General features: G+C 61.1%; 23 protein-coding genes. 18 read left to right on the top strand and 5 right to left on the bottom strand.

Features of this window, described 5'->3' with window-relative positions; all coding sequences use genetic code 11:
- Positions 1-109 precede the first annotated feature (109 nt).
- The gene (locus tag ACWKWE_RS15990; protein ID WP_483851080.1) at positions 110-1570 is read right to left on the bottom strand and encodes a gamma-aminobutyraldehyde dehydrogenase; all 1461 of its coding nucleotides are present in this window, start codon (positions 1568-1570) and stop codon (positions 110-112) included.
- 252 nt (positions 1571-1822) lie between these two features.
- Positions 1823-2737, bottom strand: a complete 915-nt coding sequence (locus tag ACWKWE_RS15995) for a LysR family transcriptional regulator (RefSeq protein ID WP_166593588.1) — start codon at positions 2735-2737, stop codon at positions 1823-1825.
- A gap of 175 nt (positions 2738-2912) precedes the next feature.
- On the opposite strand from ACWKWE_RS15995, the gene ACWKWE_RS16000 reads away from it, so the two are divergent.
- The 15 genes from ACWKWE_RS16000 (at position 2913) to ACWKWE_RS16070 (ending at position 19879) form a co-directional block, all read left to right on the top strand.
- Positions 2913-3647, top strand: a complete 735-nt coding sequence (locus tag ACWKWE_RS16000; protein WP_166593587.1) for a tellurite resistance TerB family protein — start codon at positions 2913-2915, stop codon at positions 3645-3647.
- A gap of 584 nt (positions 3648-4231) precedes the next feature.
- Positions 4232-5854 (top strand): methyl-accepting chemotaxis protein, encoded by a 1623-nt coding sequence (locus ACWKWE_RS16005; protein WP_166593586.1) that lies wholly within the window; start codon positions 4232-4234, stop codon positions 5852-5854.
- A 9-nt stretch (positions 5855-5863) separates the two neighbouring features.
- Positions 5864-6400, top strand: coding sequence for a chemotaxis protein CheW (locus ACWKWE_RS16010; RefSeq protein ID WP_166593585.1), 537 nt, complete (start codon positions 5864-5866; stop codon positions 6398-6400).
- A complete protein-coding gene (locus ACWKWE_RS16015; RefSeq protein WP_483851081.1) occupies positions 6397-7704 on the top strand; it encodes a CheR family methyltransferase in 1308 nt (435 codons plus the stop codon). The genes ACWKWE_RS16010 and ACWKWE_RS16015 overlap by 4 nt, the downstream gene beginning before the upstream one ends.
- Positions 7701-8384, top strand: a complete 684-nt coding sequence (locus ACWKWE_RS16020) for a chemotaxis protein CheW (RefSeq protein ID WP_483851082.1) — start codon at positions 7701-7703, stop codon at positions 8382-8384. The genes ACWKWE_RS16015 and ACWKWE_RS16020 overlap by 4 nt, the downstream gene beginning before the upstream one ends.
- Positions 8381-10762 (top strand): response regulator, encoded by a 2382-nt coding sequence (locus ACWKWE_RS16025; RefSeq protein WP_483851083.1) that lies wholly within the window; start codon positions 8381-8383, stop codon positions 10760-10762. Before ACWKWE_RS16020 ends, ACWKWE_RS16025 begins: the two co-directional genes overlap by 4 nt.
- Entirely contained in the window at positions 10759-11769 is a 1011-nt protein-coding gene (cheB, locus tag ACWKWE_RS16030) for a chemotaxis response regulator protein-glutamate methylesterase (RefSeq protein WP_166593581.1), read from the top strand. The genes ACWKWE_RS16025 and cheB overlap by 4 nt, the downstream gene beginning before the upstream one ends.
- Before the next feature lie 45 nt (positions 11770-11814).
- Positions 11815-12822 carry a response regulator gene (locus tag ACWKWE_RS16035; RefSeq protein ID WP_166593580.1) on the top strand — a complete coding sequence of 336 codons (1008 nt, stop codon included), beginning with the start codon at positions 11815-11817 and terminating at the stop codon, positions 12820-12822.
- Between the two features lie 213 nt (positions 12823-13035).
- A protein-coding gene (gene prfB, locus ACWKWE_RS16040) for a peptide chain release factor 2 (protein WP_483851084.1) occupies positions 13036-14131 on the top strand; the annotation gives its coding sequence in 2 pieces (ribosomal slippage) (positions 13036-13107 and positions 13109-14131; 1095 coding nt in all).
- A gap of 105 nt (positions 14132-14236) precedes the next feature.
- Positions 14237-15739 (top strand): lysine--tRNA ligase, encoded by a 1503-nt coding sequence (gene lysS, locus ACWKWE_RS16045; RefSeq protein WP_483851085.1) that lies wholly within the window; start codon positions 14237-14239, stop codon positions 15737-15739.
- A 221-nt stretch (positions 15740-15960) separates the two neighbouring features.
- Positions 15961-16692: a TetR family transcriptional regulator gene (locus ACWKWE_RS16050; RefSeq protein ID WP_166593577.1), complete on the top strand. Its 732-nt coding sequence runs from the start codon at positions 15961-15963 to the stop codon at positions 16690-16692.
- Between the two features lie 24 nt (positions 16693-16716).
- The gene (locus ACWKWE_RS16055; protein WP_483851086.1) at positions 16717-17274 is read left to right on the top strand and encodes a hypothetical protein; all 558 of its coding nucleotides are present in this window, start codon (positions 16717-16719) and stop codon (positions 17272-17274) included.
- Positions 17275-17302: 28 nt separating this feature from the next.
- Positions 17303-18580: a flavohemoglobin expression-modulating QEGLA motif protein gene (locus tag ACWKWE_RS16060; protein WP_166593575.1), complete on the top strand. Its 1278-nt coding sequence runs from the start codon at positions 17303-17305 to the stop codon at positions 18578-18580.
- A 37-nt stretch (positions 18581-18617) separates the two neighbouring features.
- Positions 18618-19556: an alpha/beta hydrolase gene (locus tag ACWKWE_RS16065; RefSeq protein WP_483851087.1), complete on the top strand. Its 939-nt coding sequence runs from the start codon at positions 18618-18620 to the stop codon at positions 19554-19556.
- Positions 19553-19879, top strand: coding sequence for a PA3694 family proteiin (locus ACWKWE_RS16070; RefSeq protein ID WP_483851088.1), 327 nt, complete (start codon positions 19553-19555; stop codon positions 19877-19879). The genes ACWKWE_RS16065 and ACWKWE_RS16070 overlap by 4 nt, the downstream gene beginning before the upstream one ends.
- A gap of 76 nt (positions 19880-19955) precedes the next feature.
- Here the strand turns inward: ACWKWE_RS16070 and lptF are convergent, their stop codons facing one another.
- The 3 genes from lptF to ACWKWE_RS16085 form a co-directional block, all read right to left on the bottom strand.
- Positions 19956-20738, bottom strand: coding sequence for a lipotoxin F family OmpA-related lipoprotein LptF (lptF, locus tag ACWKWE_RS16075; protein WP_166593572.1), 783 nt, complete (start codon positions 20736-20738; stop codon positions 19956-19958).
- A 48-nt stretch (positions 20739-20786) separates the two neighbouring features.
- A complete protein-coding gene (locus ACWKWE_RS16080) occupies positions 20787-21212 on the bottom strand; it encodes a DUF4398 domain-containing protein (RefSeq protein ID WP_483851089.1) in 426 nt (141 codons plus the stop codon).
- A gap of 279 nt (positions 21213-21491) precedes the next feature.
- A complete protein-coding gene (locus tag ACWKWE_RS16085) occupies positions 21492-21836 on the bottom strand; it encodes a pilin assembly protein (protein WP_166593570.1) in 345 nt (114 codons plus the stop codon).
- Between the two features lie 244 nt (positions 21837-22080).
- Between ACWKWE_RS16085 and ppc the strand changes: the two genes are divergently transcribed.
- From ppc to tsaB, 3 genes are all read left to right on the top strand, one after another.
- Positions 22081-24717: a phosphoenolpyruvate carboxylase gene (gene ppc, locus ACWKWE_RS16090; protein WP_483851090.1), complete on the top strand. Its 2637-nt coding sequence runs from the start codon at positions 22081-22083 to the stop codon at positions 24715-24717.
- A gap of 285 nt (positions 24718-25002) precedes the next feature.
- Positions 25003-25650: an adenylate kinase gene (adk, locus tag ACWKWE_RS16095; RefSeq protein ID WP_166593568.1), complete on the top strand. Its 648-nt coding sequence runs from the start codon at positions 25003-25005 to the stop codon at positions 25648-25650.
- A 116-nt stretch (positions 25651-25766) separates the two neighbouring features.
- On the top strand, positions 25767-26441 hold the full coding sequence (gene tsaB, locus ACWKWE_RS16100; protein WP_483851091.1) for a tRNA (adenosine(37)-N6)-threonylcarbamoyltransferase complex dimerization subunit type 1 TsaB: 675 nt from the start codon (positions 25767-25769) through the stop codon (positions 26439-26441).
- The last annotated feature ends 134 nt before the right edge of the window (positions 26442-26575 follow it).

A 26575-nucleotide genomic window follows, 5' to 3' on the forward strand; every position in this document is an offset into this window, starting at 1 on the left:
CGCCCACTTTTGACTTCTAGCCGAAAAATCCACTTGCTCCCCTTTCTTTTTTTATTGCTTTGAACTCAAAACCTACGCAGCTCTGACGCTTTTTCTTGCAGCTCGAAGCTCAAAGCTCGTAGCTGCTTTTAGCCATGATGTGGCGAACCACGCTGTAGTCCTGAAGCGAGTCGCTGGACAAGTCTTTCCCGTACCCCGAGCGTTTCAAGCCGCCGTGAGGCATTTCGCTGACCAGCATGAAATGGCTGTTGATCCAGGTGCAGCCGTATTGCAGACGGGCCGCGACCTGCATCGCCTTGTCCAGATTCTGGGTCCAGATCGACGAGGCCAGGCCGTATTCGGAATCGTTGGCCCAGTCTACGGCCTGGGAGAGTTCGTCGAAGCGGGTCACGGTCACCACCGGGCCGAACACTTCGCGCTGGACGATTTCGTCACTCTGTTTGCAGCCCGCGAGCAGGGTCGGCTGGTAGAAGAAACCGGGCCCGGAATGCACGGCCGCGCCGGTGATGCGTTCGATGTGCGGCTGACTCAACGCGCGCTCGACGAAACTGGCGACACGGTCGCGCTGGCGGGTGCTGATCAGGGGGCCGAGTTCATTGTCGGCATCGCGCTTGCCCGCAAAACGCAGGCTGCTGACGGCCGCACCGAGTTCGGCGACGAGTCGATCGTGGATGCCTGCCTGCGCATAGATCCGGCAGGCGGCGGTGCAATCCTGACCGGCGTTGTAATACCCATACGTGCGCACGCCCTCGACCACGGCGGCAATGTCGGCGTCGTTGCAGACGATCACCGGTGCCTTACCGCCCAGTTCGAGATGAGTGCGTTTCAGGGTTTTCGACGCGGCCTGAAGAATTTTCTGACCGGTGACGATATCCCCTGTCAGCGAGACCATGCGCACTTTTGGATGGCTGACCAAATGGCTGCCGACCCCTTCGCCGCCCCCGCAGACAATGTTGATCACGCCCTTGGGCAGCAGCTCGGCGAACACCGGCGCCAGCGCGAGGACCGAGAGCGGTGTGTGTTCGGAGGGTTTGAAGACGAGGGTGTTGCCGGCGGCGAGGGCGGGGGCGATCTTCCACGCGGCCATCATGATCGGGTAATTCCACGGCGCAATGGAGGCGACGACGCCAATCGGATCGCGCCGCACCATGCTGGTGTAGCCCGGCGTGTATTCGCCGGAGAGCTGCCCGGTCTGGCAACGCACGGCCCCGGCGAAGAAACGGAACACGTCGACAGTCGCGGTCAGGTCATCCTGTCGCGCCAGGTGCAACGGCTTGCCGCAGTTCAAGGCTTCCAGGCGGGCGAGGTGGTCGGCGTTCTTTTCGATGGCATCGGCGATGCTCAAGAGGATGTTCGAGCGTTGTTGCGGCGTGGTGCGCGACCATTCATTGAAAGCGCGGTGGGCGGCCAGAATCGCCGTCTCGACCTGATCGGTGCTGGCCTCGGCAATGCGGGTCAGCACTTCACCGGTGGCAGGGTTGAGGATCGGCTCGACAAAACCCTGCCCCGTGACCTGCTCGCCGTCGATCAGCAGCGCGGTTGCAAAATGTGAGGTCACGTCGCCAGCCATCGTTCGAAGCTTCCTTGTCGATTCTTATATACAGGACGACTGGATGGCGTCGCTGATAGGGCTATCGCGAGCAAGCTCACTCCTACAGAAGTACCCGTTCTCCCTGTAGGAGTGAGCTTGCTCGCGATAGCATCATCATGGCGACACCGAGGTCGTTGAATGTCGTATCCAGAAACAGCTTCTGCCCAAGCTTCTGAGCCTAGTGCCACATCCAGCGGGCGACAAATTCTAAATTCTGAAAGCAGCGTTCGATTAAATCGATGGCCTGCGTCCTGGATGCGGCTGTTCCCGCGCCACGCTCAGGAATGGATCGACCAGTGAAGGCCGCGCCGTACCCCGACGCCACGCCAGGCCGATGTCCAGCGTCTGGGTCAGGTCAGCGATTGGCCGGGCTTCGATGATGTCGCCTTCCAGCGACCACGGTCGATAGGTCATGTCCGGCTGTATCGACACGCCCAGCCCCGCCGCCACCAGACTTCGCACCGCTTCGGTCGAGGCGGTGCGCAACGTCACCTTCGGCTGCAAACCGGCGCGGGACCAGATGCGCTGGGCGTTCACCCCCATTTCATCGACGTTCAGCTGAATCAGCGGCTCGCACGCCACATCGGCCAGATGAATGTTGTCGTGGTCCAGCAACGGGTGCTGGGCGGGCAGCCACAGGCGGTGGGGCGAGTGGGTCAGCACTTCGGTTTGCAGCGCGTGGCGGTCTTCGAGGTTGGAGAGAATCAACACCCCCACGTCGATCTCGCCGCTGACCAGCAGATGCTCGATGTAAGGCCGTTCATCCTCCATCACCCGAATGTCGACGTTGGGGTAAGCGCGCTGAAAGCGGGTCAGCAGGTCGGCGAGGTAATAGCCCGCCACCAGGCTCGTCACGCCGACCACCAGTTGCCCGGCCACCTGATCCGCGCCTTGTTGCAAGCTGCGCTTGGCGTTTTCCACCGTCGCGAGGATCAAGTGCGCCTGGCGCAAGAATTGATGCCCTTGGTGGGTCAGCGTCATGCCCTTGGCGTGCCGACTGAACAGGCTGACGCCGATGTCTTCCTCCAGTTGCTGGATGGCGAGGGTCAGGGTCGATTGGGAAATGAACACCGCCTGAGCCGCGGCGGAAATCGAGCCGGTTTCGGCCACAGCGATGAAATGGCGGATCTGACGGAGCGTCATCATGCGGAACCGGCCCCTTGTGTTTTTTGGAATGTCAGGCGTGTGTATCGTTTTTCTCGATGTGCTTCAGAGTAGCGTTCGAACCCTGCAACATCCAGAAGCACACCTGAAAACGGCTTTCGGCGACTTCGACATACCCTGCGAGTCGAATCGTCTATCCCGAATCAGGAGGTCTGTTATGAACACCCGTGGCTTGCTCGATCAACTGTTGAAATCCGGTCAGGACCTGTTGCAGAACAAGGCTGGCAGCGCCGCCAACCCCGGCTCTCAGGGTAAAGGCGCTCAAGGCGGGCTTAACGATTTACTGGGCAAAGTCGGCGGCGGCAACCTGGGCGGATTTCTGTCGGGGGCTGGAGGCGGGGCGTTGGCAGCAGGGGCGATGGGCCTGCTGCTGGGCAATAAAAGCGCCCGCAAGATGGGCGGCAAGGCGCTGACCTACGGCGGCCTGGCCGCATTGGGTGTGCTGGCCTACAAGGCGTATGGCAACTGGCAGGCGAACCAGCCGGGCGCGGGACCGAGTCAGCCGCAGACGGTGGACCGTGTGCCCCCCGCCCAGGTTGAGCAGCACAGCGAAGCCGTCTTGCGCGCGCTGGTCGCTGCGGCCAAGGCCGATGGACACGTCGATGACCACGAGCGCCAATTGATCGAAGGCGAATTCACCCGCCTGACCGGCGACCAGGAATTGCAGCATTGGCTGCACGCCGAACTCAATAAACCCCTCGACCCCGCCGACGTCGCCCGCTCCGCCCACACGCCTGAAATCGCCGCCGAGATGTACCTGGCGAGCGTGATGATGGTCGACGAAGAGCACTTCATGGAACGCGCTTATCTCGATGAGCTGGCGAAACAACTGAAACTGGCGCCGGGGCTCAAGACCGAGCTGGAGAGCCAAGTGCGACAGGCGCAGCCATAGCCCTCACAATCCCCCCTGAACGACACCGCCGTCCCTGTAGGAGCGAATTCATTCGCGAGGCGGTGGTGCAGACGATAGAGATGCATCGCCCGGAAAACCGCTTCGCGAATAAATTCGCTCCCACAGTTGAATTGCGTCAGGCACTCCGTTTGCGGCGCCAGTGATCTTCTGTAGGAGAGTGCCTTCCACAACAGCCCGGCACGTCGCCCCCTGTGGGAGCGAATTTATTCGCGAAAGAGTGCTCAGGCGATAGAGATGTATCAGCCGTAACGCCATTCGCGAATAAATTCGCTCCTACAGGAAAGGGCGAGCACAGAGTTAAAACTCATACACGCGGATGTGCGCAAGATAAAACCGGTGCTCAACATCATTCACAAGGGTCGTGCCTCCTTATCAAGCATTCCCCCCTCCCGCCGATAACCTGTCAGATATTTCCGATATATCTGTGCGTTATCGCTTTATCTATGTCGGAAACAGCCGGGTTAATTCGTAAGGCACTGGGCTATACTCGGCTCGCGTTGGGCCGTCTGTCGGTCCGCTTCTTGAACCCGGCGTTGTCGGTGTTGAACTCTTGAGGGCTGACTGTGAAGAATTGGACGTTGCGCCAACGTATCTTGGCGAGCTTCGCTGTAATCATCGCCATCATGCTGTTGATGGTGGTCGTGTCGTACACCCGACTGCTGTCGATCCAGCACAGCGAAGAAGCGGTCAGCGACGACGCGTTGCCGGGCGTCTACTTCAGCACCCTGGTGCGCAGTGCCTGGGGCGAGAGCTACATCCGCACCCTGGAGTTGATCGGCGAGGGTAAAGCGCGCGAGCTGACCCGTTCCGAACAGGATCAGTACATCGACTTCGACACCCGTCTGCAAAACCAGATGGACAGCTACAAGAAGACCATCTACGACGACACCGATCGTGCCAATTTCAACGCCTTCGAAAAGCAGCGTGAGGTGTATGGCCGACTGTTGAGCGAAGTGATCAAAACCTATCAAGCGGGCGATTACGCCACTGCACGAACGGTGTTCTACGGCCAAGTCAACCCGGTCTGGCTGCAAGGCCGCAAGCAACTCAATGACCTGATCGTGGCCAACAAGGCCGTGGCCGATCAGGCGACTGCGAACATTTCTTCTGCCGTGCTGACCGCGAAGATCAGCATGGGCATTTCACTGATCGTTGCAGTCCTGGCCGCCGCCGCGTGCGGCCTGCTTTTGATGCGCACGATTTTGGCGCCGATGAACCGTATCGTGCGGATTCTCGAAACCATGCGCACGGGTGACCTGAGCAGCCGCCTGACCCTCGACCGCAATGACGAGTTCGGCTCGGTGCAGACCGGGTTCAACGACATGGTCACCGAGCTGGCTGCACTGGTGTCTCAGGCGCAACGTTCCTCCGTGCAAGTCACGACCTCCGTGACCGAAATCGCGGCCACTTCCAAACAGCAACAGGCCACCGCCACCGAGACCGCCGCCACCACCACCGAAATCGGCGCGACGTCCCGTGAAATCGCCGCGACGTCTCGGGATCTGGTGCGCACCATGACCGAAGTCACGTCTGCGGCGGATCAAGCGTCCATTCTCGCCGGTTCCGGCCAGCAAGGCCTGGCGCGCATGGAAGAAACCATGCATTCGGTGATGGGCGCGGCGGATCTGGTGAACTCCAAGCTGGCGATCCTCAATGAGAAGGCCGGCAACATCAACCAAGTGGTCGTGACCATCGTCAAGGTCGCCGACCAGACCAACCTGCTGTCGCTGAACGCTGCCATCGAGGCCGAAAAAGCGGGCGAATATGGCCGTGGTTTTGCGGTGGTTGCCACTGAAGTCCGACGTCTTGCAGACCAGACCGCCGTGGCCACCTACGACATCGAACAGATGGTCCGCGAGATTCAGTCGGCGGTGTCGGCGGGCGTGATGGGCATGGACAAGTTCTCCGAAGAAGTGCGTCGCGGCATGTTCGAAGTGACTCAGGTTGGCGAGCAGCTTTCGCAGATCATCCACCAGGTTCAGGCGCTGGCGCCGCGGGTGTTGATGGTCAACGAGGGCATGCAGGCCCAGGCGACCGGCGCCGAGCAGATCAATCAGGCGCTGGTGCAACTGGGCGATGCCAGCAGCCAGACCGTGGAATCCCTGCGCCAGGCCAGCTTTGCCATCGACGAGTTAAGCCAGGTGGCGGTAGGGCTGCGCAGCGGCGTTTCGCGTTTCAAGGTCTGAGACCCGACCATGATCGAGCATTCAGCCAAACGCAGCGCCGGGGTGGTGCCGAAGAACAAGCTGTTCCTGCTGTTTCGCATCGGGCCGGAGCGCTATGCGCTGGAGGCGACCGAGGTCGCCGAAGTGCTGCCTCGGCTGATGCTCAAACCCATCGCGCAGACGCCGCATTGGGTGGCCGGTGTGTTCGCACACCGAGGCGTGGTGGTGCCGGTCATCGACATGAGCGCGTTGACCTTCGGCGAACCGGCGCCCTCGCGCACCAGCACGCGGCTGGTGTTGGTGCATTACCGGCCTGATGCCGAGCGTGACCCGCAATGGCTGGGGCTGATTCTCGAACAAGCCACCGACACCCTGCGTTGCGCCGCTGACGAGTTCAAGGAATACGGTCTGGACAACCGCCAGGCTCCGTACCTCGGCCCGGTGCGGGAAGACGCGTTGGGCTTGCTGCAATGGATTCGCGTGCAGGACCTGCTGGACGACTCGGTCCGTGCGCTGCTGTTCCCGGCGCAACCCTTGAGCCTCGAACCCTTTGAGGCCACTCCATGACCGAAGACGCGCGTTTCTTCGCCTTTCTCAAGGACCGCATCGGCCTCGACGTGGCGTCGGTGGGCGAAGCGATCATCGAACGCGCGTTGCGTCAGCGGCGCATGGTCGTCAAAGCCATCGACCACGCTGACTACTGGCAGCTGTTGCAACGTTCGGCGGAAGAGCAGCAGGCATTGATCGAAGCGGTCATCGTGCCCGAGACCTGGTTTTTTCGTTATCCCGAATCCTTCGCCACTCTTGGCAAACTGGCGACGGCGCGTCTGGCGCATCTCAACGGTGCACGCCCGCTGCGCATTCTCAGCCTGCCATGCTCCACCGGCGAAGAGCCGTATTCGATTGCCATGGCGTTGTTCGATGCCGGGCTGCAGGCGCAACAGTTCAAGATCGAAGCCGTGGACATCAGCCCGCTGTCCTTGCAGCGAGCGCGCCGTGGCGTCTACGGCAAGAACTCGTTTCGCGGCGACCAGTTAAGCTTTCGCGAGCGTTATTTCACCCCGGTCGAAGACGGCTATCGCGTCGAAGACCGGGTGCGCGAGCGCGTCAGCTTTCAGGCCGGGAACATGCTGGACCCGACCCTGTTGGTGGCGCAGTCGGCCTATGACTTTGTGTTCTGCCGCAACCTGCTGATCTATTTCGACGTCGATACCCAGCGCCGTGGGTTCGAAGTGCTCAAGCGCATGACCCACAACGACGGCGTGCTGTTCATCGGCCCTGCCGAGGGCAGTCTGTTGGGGCGGATGGGCATGACTTCCATCGGCATTGCGCAGTCGTTCGCGTTCCGGCATCAAGGCGAGGCGGACGCCGAGTCGCTGACGGTGATCGCGGCGTCACCCGCCCCGGCGCCATTGCCGGTCGAGCCGCTGCCAGCCAGCAAAAAGCCTGCACCTGTACCGCCTGCACGAAGTCCCGGCGGAGTGCGATTTCTCCCGACTTCTCAGTCTGCAACGCGCAGCGCCGCTCCCGCATCGCCTGCGACGGGGGAGGCCGCAGCCTTGCTCGACAGCATCAAGAAGCTCGCCAACGAAGGCAAAAGCGCCGACGCCAAACTCGCGTGCGAGCAGTACCTCAAACGGTATGAACCGGTGGCCGCGGTGTTCTATTGGCTCGGTCTGCTGAGCGAAGTGGGCGGCGACGTGATCGGCGCCCAGGGTTTTTATCGCAAGGCGTTGTACCTGGAGCCGCAGCATCCCGAAGCGCTCGCCCAATTGGCGGCCATTCTCGCGGCCCAGGGCGACAGCGCCGGTGCTCGCCGTCTGCAGGAACGCGCGGCCCGTGGTGTGAATAAAGAAGGACGTAATCGATGACCGGCGTACACAGTGAACTGGTCAACAACGATGCCCAGGCCATCGACGACTGCTGGAACCGGATCGGCATCCACGGCGATCGCTCGTGCCCGCTTCTTGTGGAACACATCCATTGCCGCAACTGCTCGGTGTATTCGGCGGCGGCGACCCGTTTGCTGGACCGCTACGCGCTGGCGCAAGAGGAGCGCGTGTCGATTCACAGCGAAGAGCTGGCCAGCGACATAAAAACCCGCTCCATTGTGGTCTTCCGCCTGGGCGAAGAATGGCTCGGCTTGCCGACCCGCTGTCTGGTCGAAGTGTCGCCGGTGCAGACGATTCACTCGCTCCCGCACCAACGCTCCCGGGCCTTGCTCGGCGTGGCGAACGTGCGTGGCGCGCTGGTGGCGTGCCTGTCGTTCGTCGAGCTGCTGGGATTGGACAGCGGGTCGGCCCCCGCCAATGCCTCGCGCATCATGCCGCGCATGCTGATCGTGGCCGCCGAGGGCGGGCCCGTGGTGGTGCCGGTCGATGAAGTCGACGGGATTCATGCCATCGAGGCGCGTTTGCTGGACAGCGCATCGGCCCCTGCGCAAAACGCCAACGCACGCTTCACCCGAGGCGTGGTGCAGTGGAAAGACCGCAGCTTGCGGTTGCTGGACGAACAACAGTTGCTGTCCGCCGTGAACCGGAGCCTGACATGACGCCCGATCAAATGCGCGACGCCTCGTTGTTCGAACTGTTCACGCTGGAGGCCGAAGCCCAGACCCAAGTCCTGAGCGCGGGCCTGCTGGCGCTGGAGCGTAACCCGACCCAAGCCGATCAACTGGAAGCCTGCATGCGCGCCGCGCACTCGCTCAAGGGCGCGGCGCGGATCGTCGGCGTCAACGCCGGGGTCAGCGTTTCTCACGTGATGGAAGACTGCCTCGTCGAAGCCCAGGAGGGGCGGCTGCACCTCAAGCCCGAGCATATCGACGCGCTGTTGATGGGCACGGACATGCTCATGCGCATCGCCACGCCGGGACCGAACAGCGTGGCCCAAGGCGACGTGGACGGCTACGTCGCATTGATGAACGACCTGATCAAACCGGGTGCGCGTCCTGCCACCGCTGCGCCGAACCTTGCGCCATCAATGGACGATCTGCTGCTGGCCAACGCGCAGTCGCTGGTGGAATCGGTGCAGTCGGCCCATGCGCCGCTGACTGAACCCACTGAACCTGAATTACCCGCTGTCACCGAATCCGTTACACCCGCACAACCGGCCCCTGTGCCCGAAGCCGAAGAAGAGGCCCAGCCGAAAATCGGCCGCCGCGTCGAGCGTCGGGTCAACGAGGGCGGCGAGCGTGTCTTGCGGGTGACGGCCGAGCGCCTGAATAACCTGCTGGACCTGTCGAGCAAATCGCTGGTCGAGACCCAACGCCTGAAGCCTTATCTGACCGCGATGCAACGGGTCAAACGCTCGCAAAGCGGCGCCAGTCGCGCGTTGGACAATCTCGAAGCCTTGCTCGACGCCAACGTCGATCCGGATGCGCAAAAGGCGCTGGAAGAAGCGCGGCGTCTGTTGAGCGAGGCGCAGCACCTGCTGATCCAACAGACCTCCGACCTCGACGAATTCGGCTGGCAAGCCAGTCAGCGTGCGCAGCTGCTGTACGACACCGCGCTGGCCTGCCGCATGCGTCCGTTCGCCGACGTGCTGGCCGGGCAGGCGCGCATGGTGCGTGACCTTGGCCGTTCGCTGGGCAAACAGGCGCGGCTGGAAATCGACGGCGATAAAACCCAGGTCGACCGCGACGTGCTGGAAAAGCTCGAAGCACCGCTGACGCACCTGTTGCGCAACGCCGTAGACCACGGCATCGAGTTTCCCGAACAGCGCTTGGCCCTTGGCAAACCGGCGGAGGGACTGATTCAACTCAAGGCGTCCCACCAGGCCGGTTTGCTGGTCGTCGAACTGATCGACGATGGCGGTGGCGTGGACCTTGAGCGTCTGCGTCGCAGCATCATCGACCGCAAACTGTCGCCCGAAGAAACCGCGATGCAGCTGAGCGAGGAAGAACTGTTGAGCTTCCTGTTCCTGCCGGGTTTCAGCATGCGCGACAAAGTCACCGAAGTCTCCGGGCGCGGCGTGGGGCTGGATGCGGTGCAGCACATGGTCCGGCAACTGCGCGGCGGGGTCGAACTGCATCAACAGGCGGGGCAGGGCAGCCGTTTCCACATCGAAGTGCCGCTCACGCTGTCCGTCGTGCGCAGTCTGGTGGTGGAAGTGGGCGGCGAAGCCTATGCCTTCCCGCTGGCGCACATCGAGCGGATGCGCGACGTGCAAGTGGACGAAATCGTGCAACTGGAAGGCCGCCAGCACTTCTGGCACGAAGAGCGCCACGTCGGCCTCGTTGCTGCCAGCCAATTGCTCAATCGTCCTGCCAGCCAGAATAACGCCGACGCGCTCAAGGTCGTGGTGATTCGTGAACGTGACGCCGTGTATGGCGTGGCGGTCGAGCGTTTCATCGGCGAACGCACGCTGGTGGTGCTGCCGCTGGACCCGCGTCTGGGCAAGGTCCAGGACATTTCCGCTGGCGCGCTGCTGGACGATGGCTCGGCCGTGCTGATCATCGACGTCGAAGACATGCTGCGCTCGGTGGAAAAATTGCTTAACACCGGGCGACTGGAGCGTATTGATCGGCGCAATCGTCAGGTCGACGTTCAAGTGCGCAAGCGTGTGCTGGTGGTGGACGACTCATTGACCGTGCGCGAGCTGGAGCGCAAATTGCTGTTGAGCCGCGGTTATGAAGTCGCGGTGGCCGTGGACGGGATGGACGGCTGGAACGCCCTGCGTGCCGAAGACTTCGATTTGCTGATTACCGACATCGACATGCCGCGCATGGACGGTATCGAACTGGTGACGCTGTTGCGCCGCGACAGTCGTTTGCAGTCGTTGCCCGTGATGGTGGTGTCGTACAAGGATCGCGAAGAGGATCGTCGTCGGGGGCTGGATGCCGGGGCCGACTATTATCTGGCCAAGGCCAGTTTCCATGATGATGCATTGCTCGACGCGGTGGTCGAGCTGATAGGAGATGCGCAAGGATGAAAATCGCCATCGTCAACGACATGCCCATGGCGGTCGAAGCACTGCGCCGTGCGCTGGCGTTCGAGCCTGCGCATCAGGTGGTGTGGGTGGCGAGCAACGGCGCTGACGCGGTGCAGCGATGCGCCGAACTGACGCCGGATCTGATCTTGATGGACCTCATCATGCCGGTCATGGACGGCGTCGAGGCGACCCGGCGTATCATGGCCGCCACGCCGTGTGCCATCGTGATTGTGACTGTTGACCGGGAACAGAACGTCCACCGTGTGTTCGAGGCAATGGGCCATGGTGCCCTGGACGTGGTCGACACGCCCGCCATCGGCGCGGGCGACCCGAAAGAGGCAGCGGCACCCTTGCTGCGCAAGATCCTCAACATCGGGTGGCTGGTCGGTCAACGTGACAGCCGCGTCCGTCCGACGCCAGCGCCGTTGGGCGTGGCGGCACAAAGAAAGGGGCTGGTCGCCATCGGTTCGTCCGCAGGGGGCCCGGCAGCGCTGGAAGTGCTGCTCAAAGGACTGCCGAAGGCGTTCCCGGCAGCCATCGTGCTGGTTCAGCATGTGGACCAGGTGTTCGCGGCCGGCATGGCGCAATGGTTGAGCAGCTCGTCAGGGCTGGAGGTGCGGCTGGCGCGCGACGGGGAACCGCCGGAGTGCGGGGCCGTGTTGCTGGCGGGCACCAATCACCATATCCGCTTGTTGAAGAACGGCACGCTGGCCTATACCGCCGAGCCGGTGAATGAGATATATAGGCCCTCTATCGACGTGTTTTTCGAAAGTGTGGCCAGCTATTGGAACGGTGACGCAGTGGGCGTTCTGTTGACAGGTATGGGCCGAGACGGTGCCCAAGGACTCAAGCTGATGCGTCAGCGGGGCTTCCTCACCATCGCCCAGGACCAGCAAAGCTGCGCGGTGTATGGCATGCCCAAAGCGGCAGCCGCCATCGACGCCGCCATGGAGATCCGCCCGCTAGACACGATCGCGCCTCGCTTGAAAGAGGCATTTATACAATGATTTTCCAGGTGATTTCACAGCCCGCCTGTGACCAGGAGACCCTGAATGCATGACTTGCAGCTGGACGAAGTAAACACCACGGATGAAAACGCTGCCATGGTGTTGCTGGTCGACGATCAGGCAATGATCGGCGAGGCAGTCCGGCGTGGGCTGGCGAATGAGGAAAACATCGATTTCCACTTCTGCGCCGACCCTCATCAGGCCATCGCTCAAGCGATCGAAATCAAGCCGACGGTGATTCTGCAGGACCTGGTGATGCCAGGGCTTGACGGTCTGACGCTGGTGCGCGAGTACCGCAACAACCCGATGACCCGGGACATCCCGATCATCGTGCTCTCGACCAAGGAAGACCCGCTCATCAAGAGCGCGGCGTTCGCGGCGGGGGCCAACGATTATCTGGTCAAACTGCCGGACAACATCGAGCTGGTGGCACGCATCCGCTACCACTCCCGCTCCTACATGACTCTGCTGCAACGCGACGAAGCCTACCGTGCTTTGCGAGTCAGTCAGCAGCAGCTGCTGGACACCAACCTGGTGCTGCAACGCCTGATGAACTCCGATGGCCTGACCGGGCTGTCGAACCGTCGGCACTTCGACGAATACCTCGAACTGGAGTGGCGCCGGGCGACGCGCGAGCAGACCCAGCTGTCGCTGATGATGATCGATGTCGACTATTTCAAAGCCTATAACGACAACTTCGGCCACCTCGAAGGCGACGAAGCGCTGCGTCAGGTGGCCAAGGCCATCCGTTCCAGCTGCAGCCGTCCTTCCGACCTGCCTGCACGTTACGGCGGCGAAGAGTTCGCGCTGGTCCTGCCGAACACCTCGCCGGGCGGCGCACGTTTGCTGGCCGAGAAACTTCGCCAGAGCGTCGCCAGCATGAACATCCCGCACATCGCGCCCAAGGAAGGCTCGAGCCTGACCGTGAGCATTGGTCTGGCGACCCTCGTGCCTCCGGTCGGCAGCCACAGCCGCCAGTTGATCCAGAGCGCGGATCAGGGCCTGTATGCCGCGAAGCACAATGGGCGCAATCAGGTCGTAGTCGGCTCGTAACTGTGGGAGCGAATTCATTCGCGAAGGGCGTTAATGTCCCTCTATCCGTCGAGGCTGAAATGCCCTCTCGCGAATAAATTCGCTCCCACAGGTTTTGCATTTGGCTTGATCATCCGTAGACGCTAACCACCCCTGCCCAACGGGCTGCCATCCCGGCGTCAGCTCGGGTATACTCGCGGGCTTTGTGAAATTCGCCTGCGAGTCCTGACGACCATGGAAATCAACCCGATCCTGAACACCATCAAGGACCTGACCGAACGCTCCGAATCCATTCGGGGGTATCTTTGACTACGATCAAAAACATGATCGTCTGACCGAAGTCAACCGCGAGCTGGAAGACCCCAACGTCTGGAACAAGCCCGAGTATGCCCAGGCCCTCGGCCGCGAGCGTTCGGCGCTGGCCCAGATCGTTGAAACCCTCGACGAAATGAGTTCCGGCCTGGCCGACGCTAAAGAGCTGCTGGACATGGCCGTCGAAGAAGACGATGAAGGCGCTGTCGCCGATGTCGTCGAGCTGCTGGAAGGCCTGGAAGCATCCCTCGCCAAGCTGGAATTCCGTCGCATGTTCAGCGGCGAGATGGACCCGAACAACGCCTACCTGGACATCCAGGCCGGCTCCGGCGGCACCGAAGCGCAGGACTGGGCCAACATCCTGCTGCGCATGTACCTGCGCTGGGCCGACAAGCGTGGCTTCGACGCCACCATCATGGAACTGTCCGAAGGCGAAGTCGCCGGCATCAAGGGCGCCACCGTGCACATCAAGGGCGAATACGCCTTTGGCTGGCTGCGTACCGAAATCGGCGTGCACCGCCTGGTCCGCAAGAGCCCGTTCGACTCCGGCGCACGTCGCCACACCTCATTCTCGGCGGTGTTCGTTTCCCCCGAGATCGACGACCGCATCGAGATCGACATCAACCCGTCGGACCTGCGCATCGACACCTATCGTTCGTCCGGTGCCGGTGGTCAGCACGTTAACACCACCGACTCGGCGGTCCGTATCACCCACGTACCGACCAACACCGTCGTCAGTTGCCAGAACGAACGTTCCCAGCACGCGAACAAGGACACCGCCATGAAAATGCTGCGGGCCAAGTTGTACGAGCTGGAAATGCAGAAGCGCAACGCCGCGTCCCAGGCGCTGGAAGACACCAAGTCGGACATCGGCTGGGGCCACCAGATCCGCTCGTACGTCCTCGATGACTCGCGCATCAAGGACCTGCGGACCGGCGTCGAGCGCAGCGACTGCAACAAGGTGCTGGACGGTGACCTCGACGGTTACCTGGAAGCCAGCCTCAAGCAAGGGCTGTAATCGCGACCCCACGTGTTGCGGGCACGGCGCATGCGAAGCAGCGACCGGCCCGCGATCCCTTGCCGACGGCAAGAGCAACGAACCTGTGATGGAAAATCTAAAGACATGAGCGACCAACAACTCGACCCGCAAGCCCAGCAACAGGAAGAAAACACCCTGATCGCACTGCGCAAGGAAAAGCTTGCTGCCGAGCGCGCCAAGGGTAACGCCTTCCCGAACGACTTCCGCCGCGAAAACTACTGCAACGACCTGCAGAAACAGTACGTGGACAAGACCAAGGAAGAACTGGCTGAAGCGGCGATTCCGGTCAAGGTTGCAGGTCGCATCATGCTTAACCGTGGCTCGTTCATGGTGATCCAGGACATGACCGGTCGCATTCAGGTCTACGTCAACCGCAAGACCCTGTCGGAAGACACCCTGGCCTCGGTGAAAACCTGGGACATGGGCGACATCATCGCGGCGGAGGGCACCCTGGCCCGTTCCGGCAAAGGCGACCTGTACGTCGAAATGACCAGCGTACGTCTGCTGACCAAGTCCCTGCGTCCGCTGCCTGACAAACACCACGGCCTGACCGACACCGAGCAGCGCTATCGCCAGCGTTACGTTGACCTGATCGTCAACGAAGACGTGCGCGAAACCTTCCGTGTTCGCTCGCAAGTCATCGCCCACATCCGCAGCTTTCTGATGAAGCGCGACTTCCTTGAAGTTGAAACGCCGATGCTGCAGACCATTCCGGGCGGCGCCGCAGCCAAGCCGTTCGAAACCCACCACAACGCGCTGGACCTGGAAATGTTCCTGCGTATCGCGCCTGAGCTGTACCTCAAGCGTCTGGTGGTTGGCGGGTTTGAAAAGGTGTTCGAGATCAACCGCAACTTCCGCAACGAAGGCGTCTCGACCCGTCACAACCCTGAATTCACCATGTTGGAGTTCTACCAGGCGTACGCCGACTACGAAGACAACATGGACCTGACCGAAGAGCTGTTCCGTGAACTGGCTCAACTGGTTCTGGGCAGCACCGACGTGCCGTACGGCGACAAGGTGTTCCACTTTGGCGAGCCGTTCGCGCGTCTGTCGGTGTTCGATTCGATCCTCAAGTACAACCCGGATCTGACCGCCGACGACCTGAACGACATCGACAAGGCCCGCGCCATCGCCAAGAAAGCGGGCGCCAAGGTCTTGGGCTTCGAAGGTCTGGGCAAATTGCAGGTGATGATTTTCGAAGAGCTGGTCGAGCACAAGCTGGATCAGCCGCACTTCATCACCCAGTACCCGTTCGAAGTGTCGCCGCTGGCCCGCCGCAATGACGAAAACCCGAACGTCACCGACCGTTTCGAGTTGTTCATCGGTGGCCGTGAAATTGCCAACGCCTATTCCGAGTTGAACGACGCGGAAGACCAGGCCGAGCGTTTCATGGCGCAAGTCGCCGACAAGGACGCGGGCGACGACGAAGCCATGCATTACGACGCCGACTTCGTGCGTGCGCTGGAATACGGCATGCCGCCAACGGCAGGCGAGGGCATCGGTATCGACCGTCTGGTCATGCTGCTGACCAACTCGCCGTCGATCCGCGACGTCATCCTGTTCCCGCACATGCGGCCTCAGGCGTAAGCGTCATCCTAAAAGCCGCCTCAGCATGGGCGGCTTTTTTTTGCTTGATGAATACCTGTAGGAGCATGCGGTAACAGTTATGACGCTATCGCGAGCAAGCTCACTCCTACAGGTGTTCGCGGGCTGTTGTAGGAGTGAGCTTGCTCGCGATAGCGTCTCGTCAGGCGCTGAAAAACATGTGATATGCCTTGACTATCAAGACTGAAAAAGGAAACCCCGTCGTGAATCGTACGATCGCTCAAAAAGGAGCCGCCGGCCTGGCCACCGCCGTCGCGCAGAGTGTTCAGTATCAGGGCCGCAAGGCCAGCCGACAGGGCAGCGAGCAACGCCGCCAGCAGATTCTCGACGCTGCCATGCGCATCCTCATTCGCGACGGCGTGCGTGCCGTCCGCCATCGGGCCGTGGCCGCCGAAGCGCAAGTGCCGCTGTCCGCCACCACCTACTACTTCAAGGACATCGACGACCTGCTCACCGATGCCTTCGCCCAATACGTCGAGCGCAGCGCCGCCTACATGGCCAAGCTGTGGACCAACACCGAAGACCTGCTGCGGGAGATGGTCGCTCGCAACGACGGCAGCGCCGAAGCCCGTGGCCGTTTGGCCGATGAAATCGCCCGCATGACCCTGGACTACGTGCGCCATCAATTGCTGACCCGGCGCGACCAGTTGATCGCTGAACATGCGTTCTGCCTGGAAGCCCTGATCAACCCTCGCCTGGCGCCATTGGTGGCGGCCCATCAGCAAATTCTCTTGCAGGGAAGCGCCCAGTTTCTGGAGGTCATGGGCTCGACCCAACCGCAAGTGGATGCACAAGTGTTGACGGGGATTATCGGGCGGATGGAATATCAGGGGCTGCTCGCCGGGCCACGTCCCGAAGCAGACGAGGAAATGCTCGCTATTCTTACGCGCCAGATGCATCTGGTGTTGGGTACTGCCAAGCCAGTGATTGGCTGAGAACGCTTGAATTCAGGAGAAGCGATGAAAGTCTGGAGCGTCTTGCTCGCCTTGTCGTTCGCGTTGTTGAGCGGATGCCTGGTGACTTTCAAGGACCCGATCCCCGCCAGCGACACCGCGCCGCCCAAGCTGCTCGGCACCTGGACCAGCAAAAACGCCTGGGGCGAGCCGCTGGAGCTGGAAATCAGCCGCGCGGGTGCCAATCAGTACAAGGCCGTCAGCTACCGCAAGGGCGACCGCAAGAACCGCGACGAATACACCTTCACCGTTTCCCGGCACGGCAGCCGTTGGTACGTCTCGGCGGCACTGCCCGAGAAGTACGGCGCCCATTACGTGATCGCGGGTTTCGACCTGATCGACAACGGCAGCGCCGCCGACGAACTGGTCATCTACGACCTGGACGTCGAGCGCATTCAGCAACTGGTCGATCAGAAGACCTTCGAAGGCCAGCCCACCGAAACCGAAAAGGGCGACGGCGTGCTGATCTCCACTTCCATGGACAAGGTGTTCGCCTATCTGGACGACACCGCCAATTCCGACGTCTTTCTCAAGGCGGCTCAATATCAGCGCATGGCCAAATAGCGCCACGGGTTAATCAAAGGGGTACTGGGTGGACGAATACCAGCAGACCATTCGCGCGCTGTCCGACCGCATTGTGTTGGCGCAGACGCCGATTCGCGTGCTCGACGCGGTGAAGTGGGACGAGAGCATTCGCAAGAATTTCCTCGCGGCCAAGGGCAAGCAAATGCCCGAGGTGGACCGGGCCTATTACGAAAACCGCCCGCTCGGGTTCGACTCCGGCGCTGTGAAGCTCGAATTCCAGAACATCGAGCGTGACATCACCCGGCAACTGGGGCAGTTCAACCCGGTCGGGCAGATCATGCGCCGCATGTGCAAGGAATACCGGATGGTCGTGCGCATGCTCGAAGCGCGGGGCACGCCGGATTTCGGTCTGATTTCCCAAGAGCTATACGGCGCTGCGTCCGATGCTTTCCACGCCGGAGACCCGACGCTGGCCGACCTCGGCATGATGCTCTCTGATTACTTGAACAACATCGCCGGACGTGGCGACCTCAAGGACGAGCCGAAAACCCTCAACGCGAAAGACGCGGTCGCGATGCTGCAAAGCCGCTTGAACCGCACCTTTGGCGAAGCGGAAGAAACCATTCGGGTGTTCGAGTCTGACGGCATCGTGGCCGACGCGGCGGCGGGCGCGGATTACATCAAGATCCGCAGCGACGCGATGTTCAACGAGCGCGACGTGCGAGCGCTGGAGGTCCATGAAGGGCTGGTGCATGTGGGCACGACGCTCAATGGCCAGAACCAGCCGATCTGCACCTTCCTCGCCAAAGGCCCGCCCTCGTCAACCGTGACACAGGAAGGCCTGGCGATTCTGATGGAGGTGATCGGCTTCGCCTCTTACCCAAGCCGTCTGCGCAAGCTCACCAACCGCACCCGCGCCATTCACATGGCAGAAGAGGGCGCGGACTTCCTGCAAGTGTTCGAGTTCTACCGCGAGCAAGGCTTCGGCATGCCAGAAAGCTACGGCAACGCCAGTCGCGTGTTCCGAGGCTCGGTGCCGAACGGTCTGCCGTTCACCAAGGACTTGTCCTACCTGAAGGGCTTCATCATGGTTTACAACTACATCCAGTTGGCCGTGAGAAAGGGCAAGCTGGAGCAGGTGCCATTGCTGTTCTGCGGCAAGACCACGCTGGAAGACATGCGCACCTTGCGGCAACTGGTGGATGAAGGGTTGGTGGTGCCTCCGAAATACCTGCCCGACCAGTTCCGCGACATGAACGCGCTGTCGGCGTGGATGTGCTTCTCCAACTTCCTTAACCATTTGAGCCTGGACCGGATCGAAGCGGATTATTCGAATATCCTGTGATGGTTTCCTACAGCTACGCGAACGACAAGGACATCGCTTGAAGCCTCTTCTGACGTTGCTGCTGCTCATTACGCTCACCGGCTGCAGCCAACTCCTGTTCTACCCCGAACGTGAAGTGCCGTTGACCCCGGAAAAGGCCCACATCGCCTGGCGCGACGTGACCCTCACGGCAGCAGACGGGACCCGGCTCAACGCATGGTTCCTGCCTGCGAAGGAAGGCGTCCCGGTCAAAGGAACGGTGCTGCACTTGCACGGCAACGGCGGCAACATGGCCTGGCATTTGGGTGGGAGCTGGTGGCTGCCCGAGCAGGGCTATCAAGTGCTGCTGCTCGACTACCGCGGCTATGGCAAATCGGAAGGCGAGCCCAGCCTGCCCGCGATTTATCAGGACATTGACGCGGCGTTCGACTGGCTGAGCAAAGCCCCGGACGTACAGGGCAAACCGCTGGTGGTGCTGGGACAGAGCATCGGTGGCGCATTGGCCGTGCATTACCTGGCCGAACACCCGCAACAGCGTTCGCGCATCAAGGCCCTCGTGCTCGACGGCGTGCCCGCCAGCTACCGGGAAGTCGCGCGATACACCCTCGGCACGTCCTGGCTGACGTGGCCGTTCAAGCGTCCGTTGTCGTGGGTGATTCCTGACAGCGACAGTGCCATCAACGGCATCGCTCAATTGAAAGGCACGCCGATGCTGATGTTCCAGAGCCTCGACGATTCGCAAGTCCCGCTTCACAACGGCATCAGTCTGTACCAGAACGCGCCCCCACCTCGGGTGTTGCAATTGACCCGTGGCCCCCATGTCCAGACCTTCGCCGACCCCACGTGGCAGGAAGTGATGGTGCGTTATCTGGATGATCCGGCGCATTTCAGTGGCCTGCGTCGGTTGGCCGAAGTTCCCAACTATCCCGACCCTGATCCGCGCCAGAAAAGTGCGTCCACGCCGTCGGACAGTAAGCCTGAAGAGAAGCCGAAATGACCGAAGAGCGTAACTTCATCCCGCAAATCCTCACCGGCATCGGCTGCATTTTCGGCACCGTGGGCGTGCTGTGGTACTACGGCTACCTGCACTTCGCCAAGCCCGAGGACGCATTGGAATTGAGCCAGTTCACGATGCTCAAGACCGTTCCGGGGGAGGATTACAAAGTCGCGCTGGAGCCTGCGCCCCAAGTCGCGCAATGCGTGGAAGGCGTGATGGTGCTGTTCGACACCGAACAGAAAGGCCTGACCGGTGTGCTGGTCAACGACCGCAAACAGGCCGTGCGTTGCATGGGGCAGGAAACGCCGCAGAGGGTGCAGTAGACGTCGCTCCGTCATCCACAAAAAAGCCCCGCCTGTTCGTCAACAGGCGGGGCTTTTGTTTATCGCTGCAACAGGTTTATTGCATCGACGAACGCGGTGCGACCGGCTGGTTGTCGTTGGAAATGGTGACTTCCACGCGACGGTTCATGGCGCGGCCCGAAGCGCTGGCGTTGTCAGCAACCGGGTATTCCTTGCCATAGCCCTGGGATACAACACGGTCCAAGCTCACGCCCATCTTCACCAGCGCCATGCGCACGGAGTTGGCGCGACGGTCAGAGAGCGACTGGTTGTAGCTGTCGGAGCCGGTGCTGTCGGTGTAACCCTCGACGATCACTTTGCGATCCGGGTTTTCCTGAAGGAACTGGGCCAGCTTGTTGACGTTGACCAGACCTGCGGATTTCAGATCAGACTTGTTCAGGTCGAACAGCACGTCGCCGAAGGTCACCAGCGTACCGCGCTCGGTCTGCTTGGCGTTCAGGCTGTTCTGCAGCGCTTTGATCTGCGCATCGCGAGCATCCAGACGCGCCTGGGCACGTTGGGCCGCAGCGTTCTTCAAATCGTTTTCAGCGGTCTTCAGGTTAATGGTCTGCTTCGCCAGCTCAACGCGCTGATTGGTCAGATAGGCCAATTGGTCCACCTTCTTCTGATCTTCATTGTTGCGGTAAGCGGCGTCGGCCTTGTTCAGCCAATCGCTGGCGTCCTTGGTTTCCAGGGCCGCGAGTTCGGTGGATTTCGGGTTGCTTTGCAGCGCCGAGTAGTTGGTGCGAGCCTGTTCCAGATTCACGTTTGGTTGCGAAGAGCAGGCAGCCAGACCAACGCTCAGGGCCAGCAGGGCAGGGATCAGTACTTGTTTGCGCATAATATGTTCGTCCTTTAAATCCAGTGGCAATGCTTGAAGTGCGGGAGGTTATTGAGCGGTCGGCTGAGCCTGACGCAGACCTTCTTCACGCAGTTCGTTGACGCCCTGACGCGCGTCCTGCACCGCTTTCTGTGCTTTCGCCGCTTGTGACTTGCGTTCGGCTACACGAGCGTCCCATTCAGCTTGTTCGGCGTACTTGCGAGCTTCGTCGTATTTCTTTTCTTGCATGGCCAGTTCAGCTTGCTTGAACTTGTCCTGCGCCGACTTCATCTCGACGGCCGCGTACTCGGTGCCGCCCGCGCTGACTGCAGCGTTCACGGCAGATTGCGTCACCGCGTATTGCTCGCTTGGAGGTTTGCCCGCGCAACCGGCAAGCAGGAGGCTGGTGCCCACGACCAACGCGGCCAGTTTCAGCCCGCGCGGGCTCTTGATGGTGTGAGTGGCAGTGCGGGTATTCATGGTGGTCAACTCCATTTTGAAACTCCTGAAAGCTAGATTTTCCATTTCAGCGCTGGCCTGGGCGGGGACATGACCAGGGTCAATTTCCGCTGCCACCTGTCGGCTTTTCTGTAATGGCTAATGGTTCGGACCTTTGCCGATTTTGAATAGTTCAGACGTTTTCGCTCTTACGGGCGGGCGTTTTGTTGCGTGATGTAAAATTGGCGCTCGTAAATTGACGCAAAAAAAGACGCGCCGCCCCCGGTTTTCGGGGTGAGCGCGCCTTTTGTTGATGCTCTAAAAACGACGTCGTGATCAGTGTTGAGCGTTGTCCTGCTGCTCGGATAAATCCTGCAGATAACGTCGAGACAGCGCGAGGAATCGTGGCGTAGGGCCGACGTCCTCATACAGTGGGTCGCCTTCCTCGTCGGTGGCGACCACATGCTGGCCTTTGATGTAGGGAAAGCTGGCTTCCAAATCTTCCAGCGCAGCGCCGATCAGCTCGCCCAGCAGTTCTTCGGCAGAACGCTTGGGGTACATTTCGGCGATGGCGGCCAGGCGGGCCGCGGCTTCTACATCCAGGTGAACCGCGTAGCCGGTTTTGGTCAGGCGACCTTTCGCGGAATCTTCCCAGTGTTTTGCGAGCTCACGGATTTTCATAGAGACCTCTTCAACGACCCGCGTGTGAGCGGGTTCTGGCGAATTGTCGAGCCGTCGTCCAATGCGTGACGTGGCCCGTCTTGAGACTAGCTTGCTCCCGGCAGATGTAAGGCAAAGGGTTGCGTAGGTGCATGAATTTGTCGCTCTATACACATTGATAGAGGCAAAACTTACGAGGGCGTTCAGTTCGGGATGACCGAACTGACTCAGGACAGAACAAAAAAACGCTGAAGGAGAAGGCTGGATGGCTGATATCGATGCACGATTGCGTGAGGACGTTCACCTGCTGGGTGAGCTATTGGGCAATACCATTCGTGATCAGCACGGGGCTGATTTTCTCGAAAAAATCGAGCGTATTCGCAAAAGTGCCAAAGCCGGACGCCGCAGCGCGACCCAGAGCACCGAGCAACTGAGTTCCAATCTGGAAAGCCTGGGCGAGGACGAGTTGCTGCCCGTGGCGCGGGCGTTCAATCAGTTCCTTAACCTGGCCAACATCGCTGAGCAGTACCAACTGATTCATCGACGGGATGACAGCAAGCCGCAGCCGTTCGAATCCCGCGTGCTTCCCGAGTTGCTGGAGCGTTTGAAGGAATCCGGGCAGTCACCTGAAGCCTTGGCTCGCCAACTCGGCAAGCTGGAGATTGAATTGGTGCTGACTGCGCACCCGACTGAAGTGGCGCGCCGTACCCTGATCCAGAAGTACGACGCCATCGCCGCACAACTGGCTGCCCTTGACCATCGCGACCTGAACCGTCAGGAGCGTGCCCAGATCACCGAGCGTCTGCAACGCCTGATCGCGGAAGCGTGGCACACCGAAGAAATCCGCCGGGTACGTCCTACCCCGGTGGATGAAGCGAAATGGGGCTTTGCCGTCATCGAAAACTCGCTGTGGCAGGCCGTTCCCAATTACCTGCGCAAAGCCGATCAGGCGCTGCAAGCTGCCACCGGTCTGCATTTGCCACTGGAAGCCGCACCGATTCGCTTCGCTTCATGGATGGGTGGCGATCGCGACGGCAACCCAAACGTCACCGCCGCCGTGACCCGTGAAGTGCTGTTGCTGGCGCGCTGGATGGCGGCGGACCTGTACCTGCGTGACGTTGATCAATTGGCCGCCGAGCTGTCGATGCAACAGGCCAGCCCTGCTTTGCAGGCCGAAGCGGGTGACAGCGTCGAACCCTATCGTGCCGTGCTGAAAAAGTTGCGTGAGCGTCTTCGTGCTACCCGTAACTGGGCCCATGCTTCACTGAAAGTCACTCAGCCTGCGCCGGAAGACGTGCTGAACAGTAACCGGGAATTGCTGGAACCCCTGCAGTTGTGTTTCCAGTCATTGCACGAGTGCGGCATGGGCGTCATTGCCGACGGTCCGCTGCTGGACTGTCTGCGTCGGGCGGTCACCTTCGGATTGTTCCTGGTCAAACTCGACGTCCGACAGGACTCCACGCGCCACAGTGCGGCCATGACCGAGATCACTGATTACCTCGGACTGGGGCGCTATAACGAGTGGAGCGAAGAGGCGCGCATCGAGTTCTTACTGGAAGAACTGAACAGCAAGCGGCCGCTGCTGCCATCGCATTTCAAACCGGCTGCTGACACCGCCGAAGTGCTGGCCACCTGTCGCGAAGTGGCTGCTGCCCCTGCGGCGTCTTTGGGTTCTTACGTGATCTCCATGGCCGGTGCTGCTTCTGATGTCTTGGCCGTGCAATTGCTGCTCAAAGAGGCCGGATTACAACGACCGATGCGCGTCGTGCCGCTGTTCGAAACCCTCGCGGACCTCGATAACGCCGGGCCGGTGATCGAGCACCTGCTCAGCCTGCCGGGCTATCGCCTGCGTCTGCATGGCCCGCAGGAAGTCATGATTGGCTATTCCGACTCGGCCAAGGACGCGGGCACCACGGCGGCGGCCTGGGCGCAGTATCGTGCGCAGGAAAAACTGGTGGAGATCTGCCGCGCCCAGCAAGTCGAACTGCTGCTGTTCCATGGCCGCGGCGGCACGGTGGGGCGTGGCGGCGGTCCTGCCCACGCGGCGATTCTCTCGCAGCCTCCGGGGTCGGTGGCCGGGCGTTTCCGCACCACCGAACAGGGCGAGATGATCCGCTTCAAGTTCGGGTTGCCTGATATCGCCGAACAGAATCTCAACCTGTACCTGGCCGCTGTGCTCGAAGCGACGCTCCAGCCACCGCCGTTGCCGGAGCCTGCGTGGCGGCAGATGATGGACGAGCTGGCGGCAGATGGCGTGAAGGCCTACCGCGCTGTTGTGCGGGAGAATCCCGAGTTCGTCGAATACTTCAGCCAGGCCACGCCCGAGCAGGAACTGGGCCGCCTGCCGTTGGGCAGCCGTCCGGCCAAGCGCCGCGCAGGGGGCGTCGAAAGCCTGCGCGCGATCCCCTGGATTTTCGCCTGGACCCAGACCCGCCTGATGCTGCCTGCATGGCTCGGCTGGGAAGACGCGCTGAGCAAGGCGCTGGAGCGAGGGCAGGGCGACCTGCTAGGGCAGATGCGCGAACAGTGGCCATTCTTCCGCACGCGCATCGACATGCTGGAAATGGTGCTGGCCAAGGCAGACAGCGACATCGCGCAGCTCTACGACGAACGTCTGGTGGAGCCGGGGCTGCTGCATTTGGGTGCACATTTGCGCGACCTATTGTCGCAGGCGTGTGACGTGGTGCTGGGGCTGACCGGCCAATCGCAGCTGTTGGCCCACAGCCCCGAGACGCTGGAGTTCATCAGCCTGCGCAACACCTATCTGGACCCCCTTCATCTATTGCAGGCCGAATTGCTGGCGCGCTCGCGCAAACAGGACGCGAGTCTGGACAGTCCTTTGGTACAGGCGCTGCTGGTGTCTGTCGCAGGCATTGCCGCTGGTTTGCGTAACACCGGCTGACGCGGCACTTGCGACGCGGGTGAGGGCGCAGGTCTTCATCTCGCGGCGCCTGGCTCATCGACAAGGATGCACACCCCTGAAGTTGCACCGGGTCGTACCAAAGTATTGATCGTTGGCAAGCTACTGGTTTTTCGCGGGTTGCTGCGACTTTTGGCGTCTTGTGCGGCATGAACCGGCTGTGTATCTTGATCAGCCTTTGGCCGTTGGGTCAGTTAATTTTTTAAAGTGATTGGCCCCATTTAGGCGAATCCGACGAAATCTCTATAAAAATTGAGGAGCACAACAATGCGCGTGATTCTGCTGGGAGCTCCCGGGGCCGGTAAAGGTACTCAGGCTACGTTCATCACCAAGAAATTCGGCATTCCGCAAATCTCCACTGGCGACATGCTGCGGGCAGCGGTCAAGGCGGGCACCGAGCTGGGCCTGAAAGCCAAAAGCGTCATGGACAGCGGCGGTCTGGTTTCCGATGACCTGATCATTGGCCTGATCAAGGATCGCCTGTCGCAGCCTGACTGCGCCAATGGCTGCCTGTTCGACGGTTTCCCACGCACCATTCCTCAGGCCGAAGCCCTGAAGAATGCGGGCCTGGCGATTGACCATGTGGTAGAGATCAAGGTCGATGACGAAGAGATCGTCAAACGCATTTCAGGCCGTCGTGTGCACGAAGGTTCGGGCCGCGTGTACCACACCGTATTCAATCCGCCAAAGGTTGAAGGCAAGGACAACGAAACCGGCGAAGACCTCGTTCAGCGCAAAGACGACGTCGAAGAGACCGTTCGCCATCGCCTGTCGGTCTATCACGCGCAGACCGAGCCTCTGGTCGAGTTCTACAAGCAACTCGAAGCCAAAGACGGCACGCCGAAGTTCAGCAGCATCGCGGGCGTCGGTTCCGTGGAAGACATCACCGCCAAGGTGAACGCAGCGCTGGGCTGATCCTTCATTAGCGCAGTGAACGACGGCCCGCTTGCGGGCCGTTGTTGTTTATAATGCCGCCTCATTTTTTGTAACGCTTTGTGCACCCCTTCATTCGCTCAACCACGGACACCCCGATGACGACCTTGCTGGCCCTGGACACCGCCACTGAAGCCTGCTCAGTTGCTTTGCTGCACGATGGCAAAGTGCTGACTCACTACGAGGTGATCCCGCGCCTGCATGCGCAGAAACTCCTGCCCATGATCAAGGACCTGCTGGCCGAGGCGGGCATTGGCCTGTCCGCACTGGACGCCATTGCGTTCGGTCGTGGCCCCGGCGCGTTCACTGGCGTGCGCATCGCCATTGGCGTGGTACAAGGATTGGCGTTCGGCCTGGAGCGCCCGGTCTTGCCGGTGTCCAACCTCGCCGCCTTGGCGCAACGCGCCTTTCGTGAGCGCGGGGTGACTCAGGTGGCAGCGGCCATCGATGCGCGGATGGATGAAGTGTATTGGGGCTGCTATCGCGAAACGGTCGGGGAAATGCGTCTGCTGGGCGAGGAAGCGGTGATGCCTCCTGAGCGTGCGGCATTGCCCATCGACGCATCGGGGGAGTGGTTCGGAGCGGGCACCGGTTGGGGCTACGCCGAGCGCATCGCCGTCAACCTGTCTGGCCATGACGCCACCATGTTGCCCCACGCTCAAGATCTGCTGACCCTCGGCACCTTCGCCTGGCACCGTGGCGAAGCCATCGTCGCGGACGACGCACAGCCCGTTTACCTGCGGGACAAAGTGGCCACCCCCAAGGCGCGTTGATCCATCTGAACCCTGTAGGAGCGAATTCATTCGCGAGGCGGAGGTACAGCCGCCACGGCTCCCTCGCCAGCAAGCTGCGCTATTACGTGTTCAACCGATATCAACACGCCACAACTGAGACCCAAGTCACAGCA

This window comes from Pseudomonas salicis, from assembly GCF_057128705.1.

What these genes read in the sequence shown, in the direction of transcription:
- ACWKWE_RS15990 (WP_483851080.1), bottom strand. Translation starts at nt 1,570, where the DNA reads ATGGCTGGCGACGTGACCTCACATTTTGCAACCGCGCTGCTGATCGAC.
- ACWKWE_RS15995 (WP_166593588.1), bottom strand. Translation starts at nt 2,737, where the DNA reads ATGATGACGCTCCGTCAGATCCGCCATTTCATCGCTGTGGCCGAAACC.
- ACWKWE_RS16000 (WP_166593587.1), top strand. Translation starts at nt 2,913, where the DNA reads ATGAACACCCGTGGCTTGCTCGATCAACTGTTGAAATCCGGTCAGGAC.
- ACWKWE_RS16010 (WP_166593585.1), top strand. Translation starts at nt 5,864, where the DNA reads ATGATCGAGCATTCAGCCAAACGCAGCGCCGGGGTGGTGCCGAAGAAC.
- ACWKWE_RS16015 (WP_483851081.1), top strand. Translation starts at nt 6,397, where the DNA reads ATGACCGAAGACGCGCGTTTCTTCGCCTTTCTCAAGGACCGCATCGGC.
- ACWKWE_RS16020 (WP_483851082.1), top strand. Translation starts at nt 7,701, where the DNA reads ATGACCGGCGTACACAGTGAACTGGTCAACAACGATGCCCAGGCCATC.
- ACWKWE_RS16025 (WP_483851083.1), top strand. Translation starts at nt 8,381, where the DNA reads ATGACGCCCGATCAAATGCGCGACGCCTCGTTGTTCGAACTGTTCACG.
- cheB (WP_166593581.1), top strand. Translation starts at nt 10,759, where the DNA reads ATGAAAATCGCCATCGTCAACGACATGCCCATGGCGGTCGAAGCACTG.
- ACWKWE_RS16035 (WP_166593580.1), top strand. Translation starts at nt 11,815, where the DNA reads ATGCATGACTTGCAGCTGGACGAAGTAAACACCACGGATGAAAACGCT.
- lysS (WP_483851085.1), top strand. Translation starts at nt 14,237, where the DNA reads ATGAGCGACCAACAACTCGACCCGCAAGCCCAGCAACAGGAAGAAAAC.
- ACWKWE_RS16055 (WP_483851086.1), top strand. Translation starts at nt 16,717, where the DNA reads ATGAAAGTCTGGAGCGTCTTGCTCGCCTTGTCGTTCGCGTTGTTGAGC.
- ACWKWE_RS16070 (WP_483851088.1), top strand. Translation starts at nt 19,553, where the DNA reads ATGACCGAAGAGCGTAACTTCATCCCGCAAATCCTCACCGGCATCGGC.
- lptF (WP_166593572.1), bottom strand. Translation starts at nt 20,738, where the DNA reads ATGCGCAAACAAGTACTGATCCCTGCCCTGCTGGCCCTGAGCGTTGGT.
- ACWKWE_RS16080 (WP_483851089.1), bottom strand. Translation starts at nt 21,212, where the DNA reads ATGGAGTTGACCACCATGAATACCCGCACTGCCACTCACACCATCAAG.
- ACWKWE_RS16085 (WP_166593570.1), bottom strand. Translation starts at nt 21,836, where the DNA reads ATGAAAATCCGTGAGCTCGCAAAACACTGGGAAGATTCCGCGAAAGGT.
- ppc (WP_483851090.1), top strand. Translation starts at nt 22,081, where the DNA reads ATGGCTGATATCGATGCACGATTGCGTGAGGACGTTCACCTGCTGGGT.
- adk (WP_166593568.1), top strand. Translation starts at nt 25,003, where the DNA reads ATGCGCGTGATTCTGCTGGGAGCTCCCGGGGCCGGTAAAGGTACTCAG.
- tsaB (WP_483851091.1), top strand. Translation starts at nt 25,767, where the DNA reads ATGACGACCTTGCTGGCCCTGGACACCGCCACTGAAGCCTGCTCAGTT.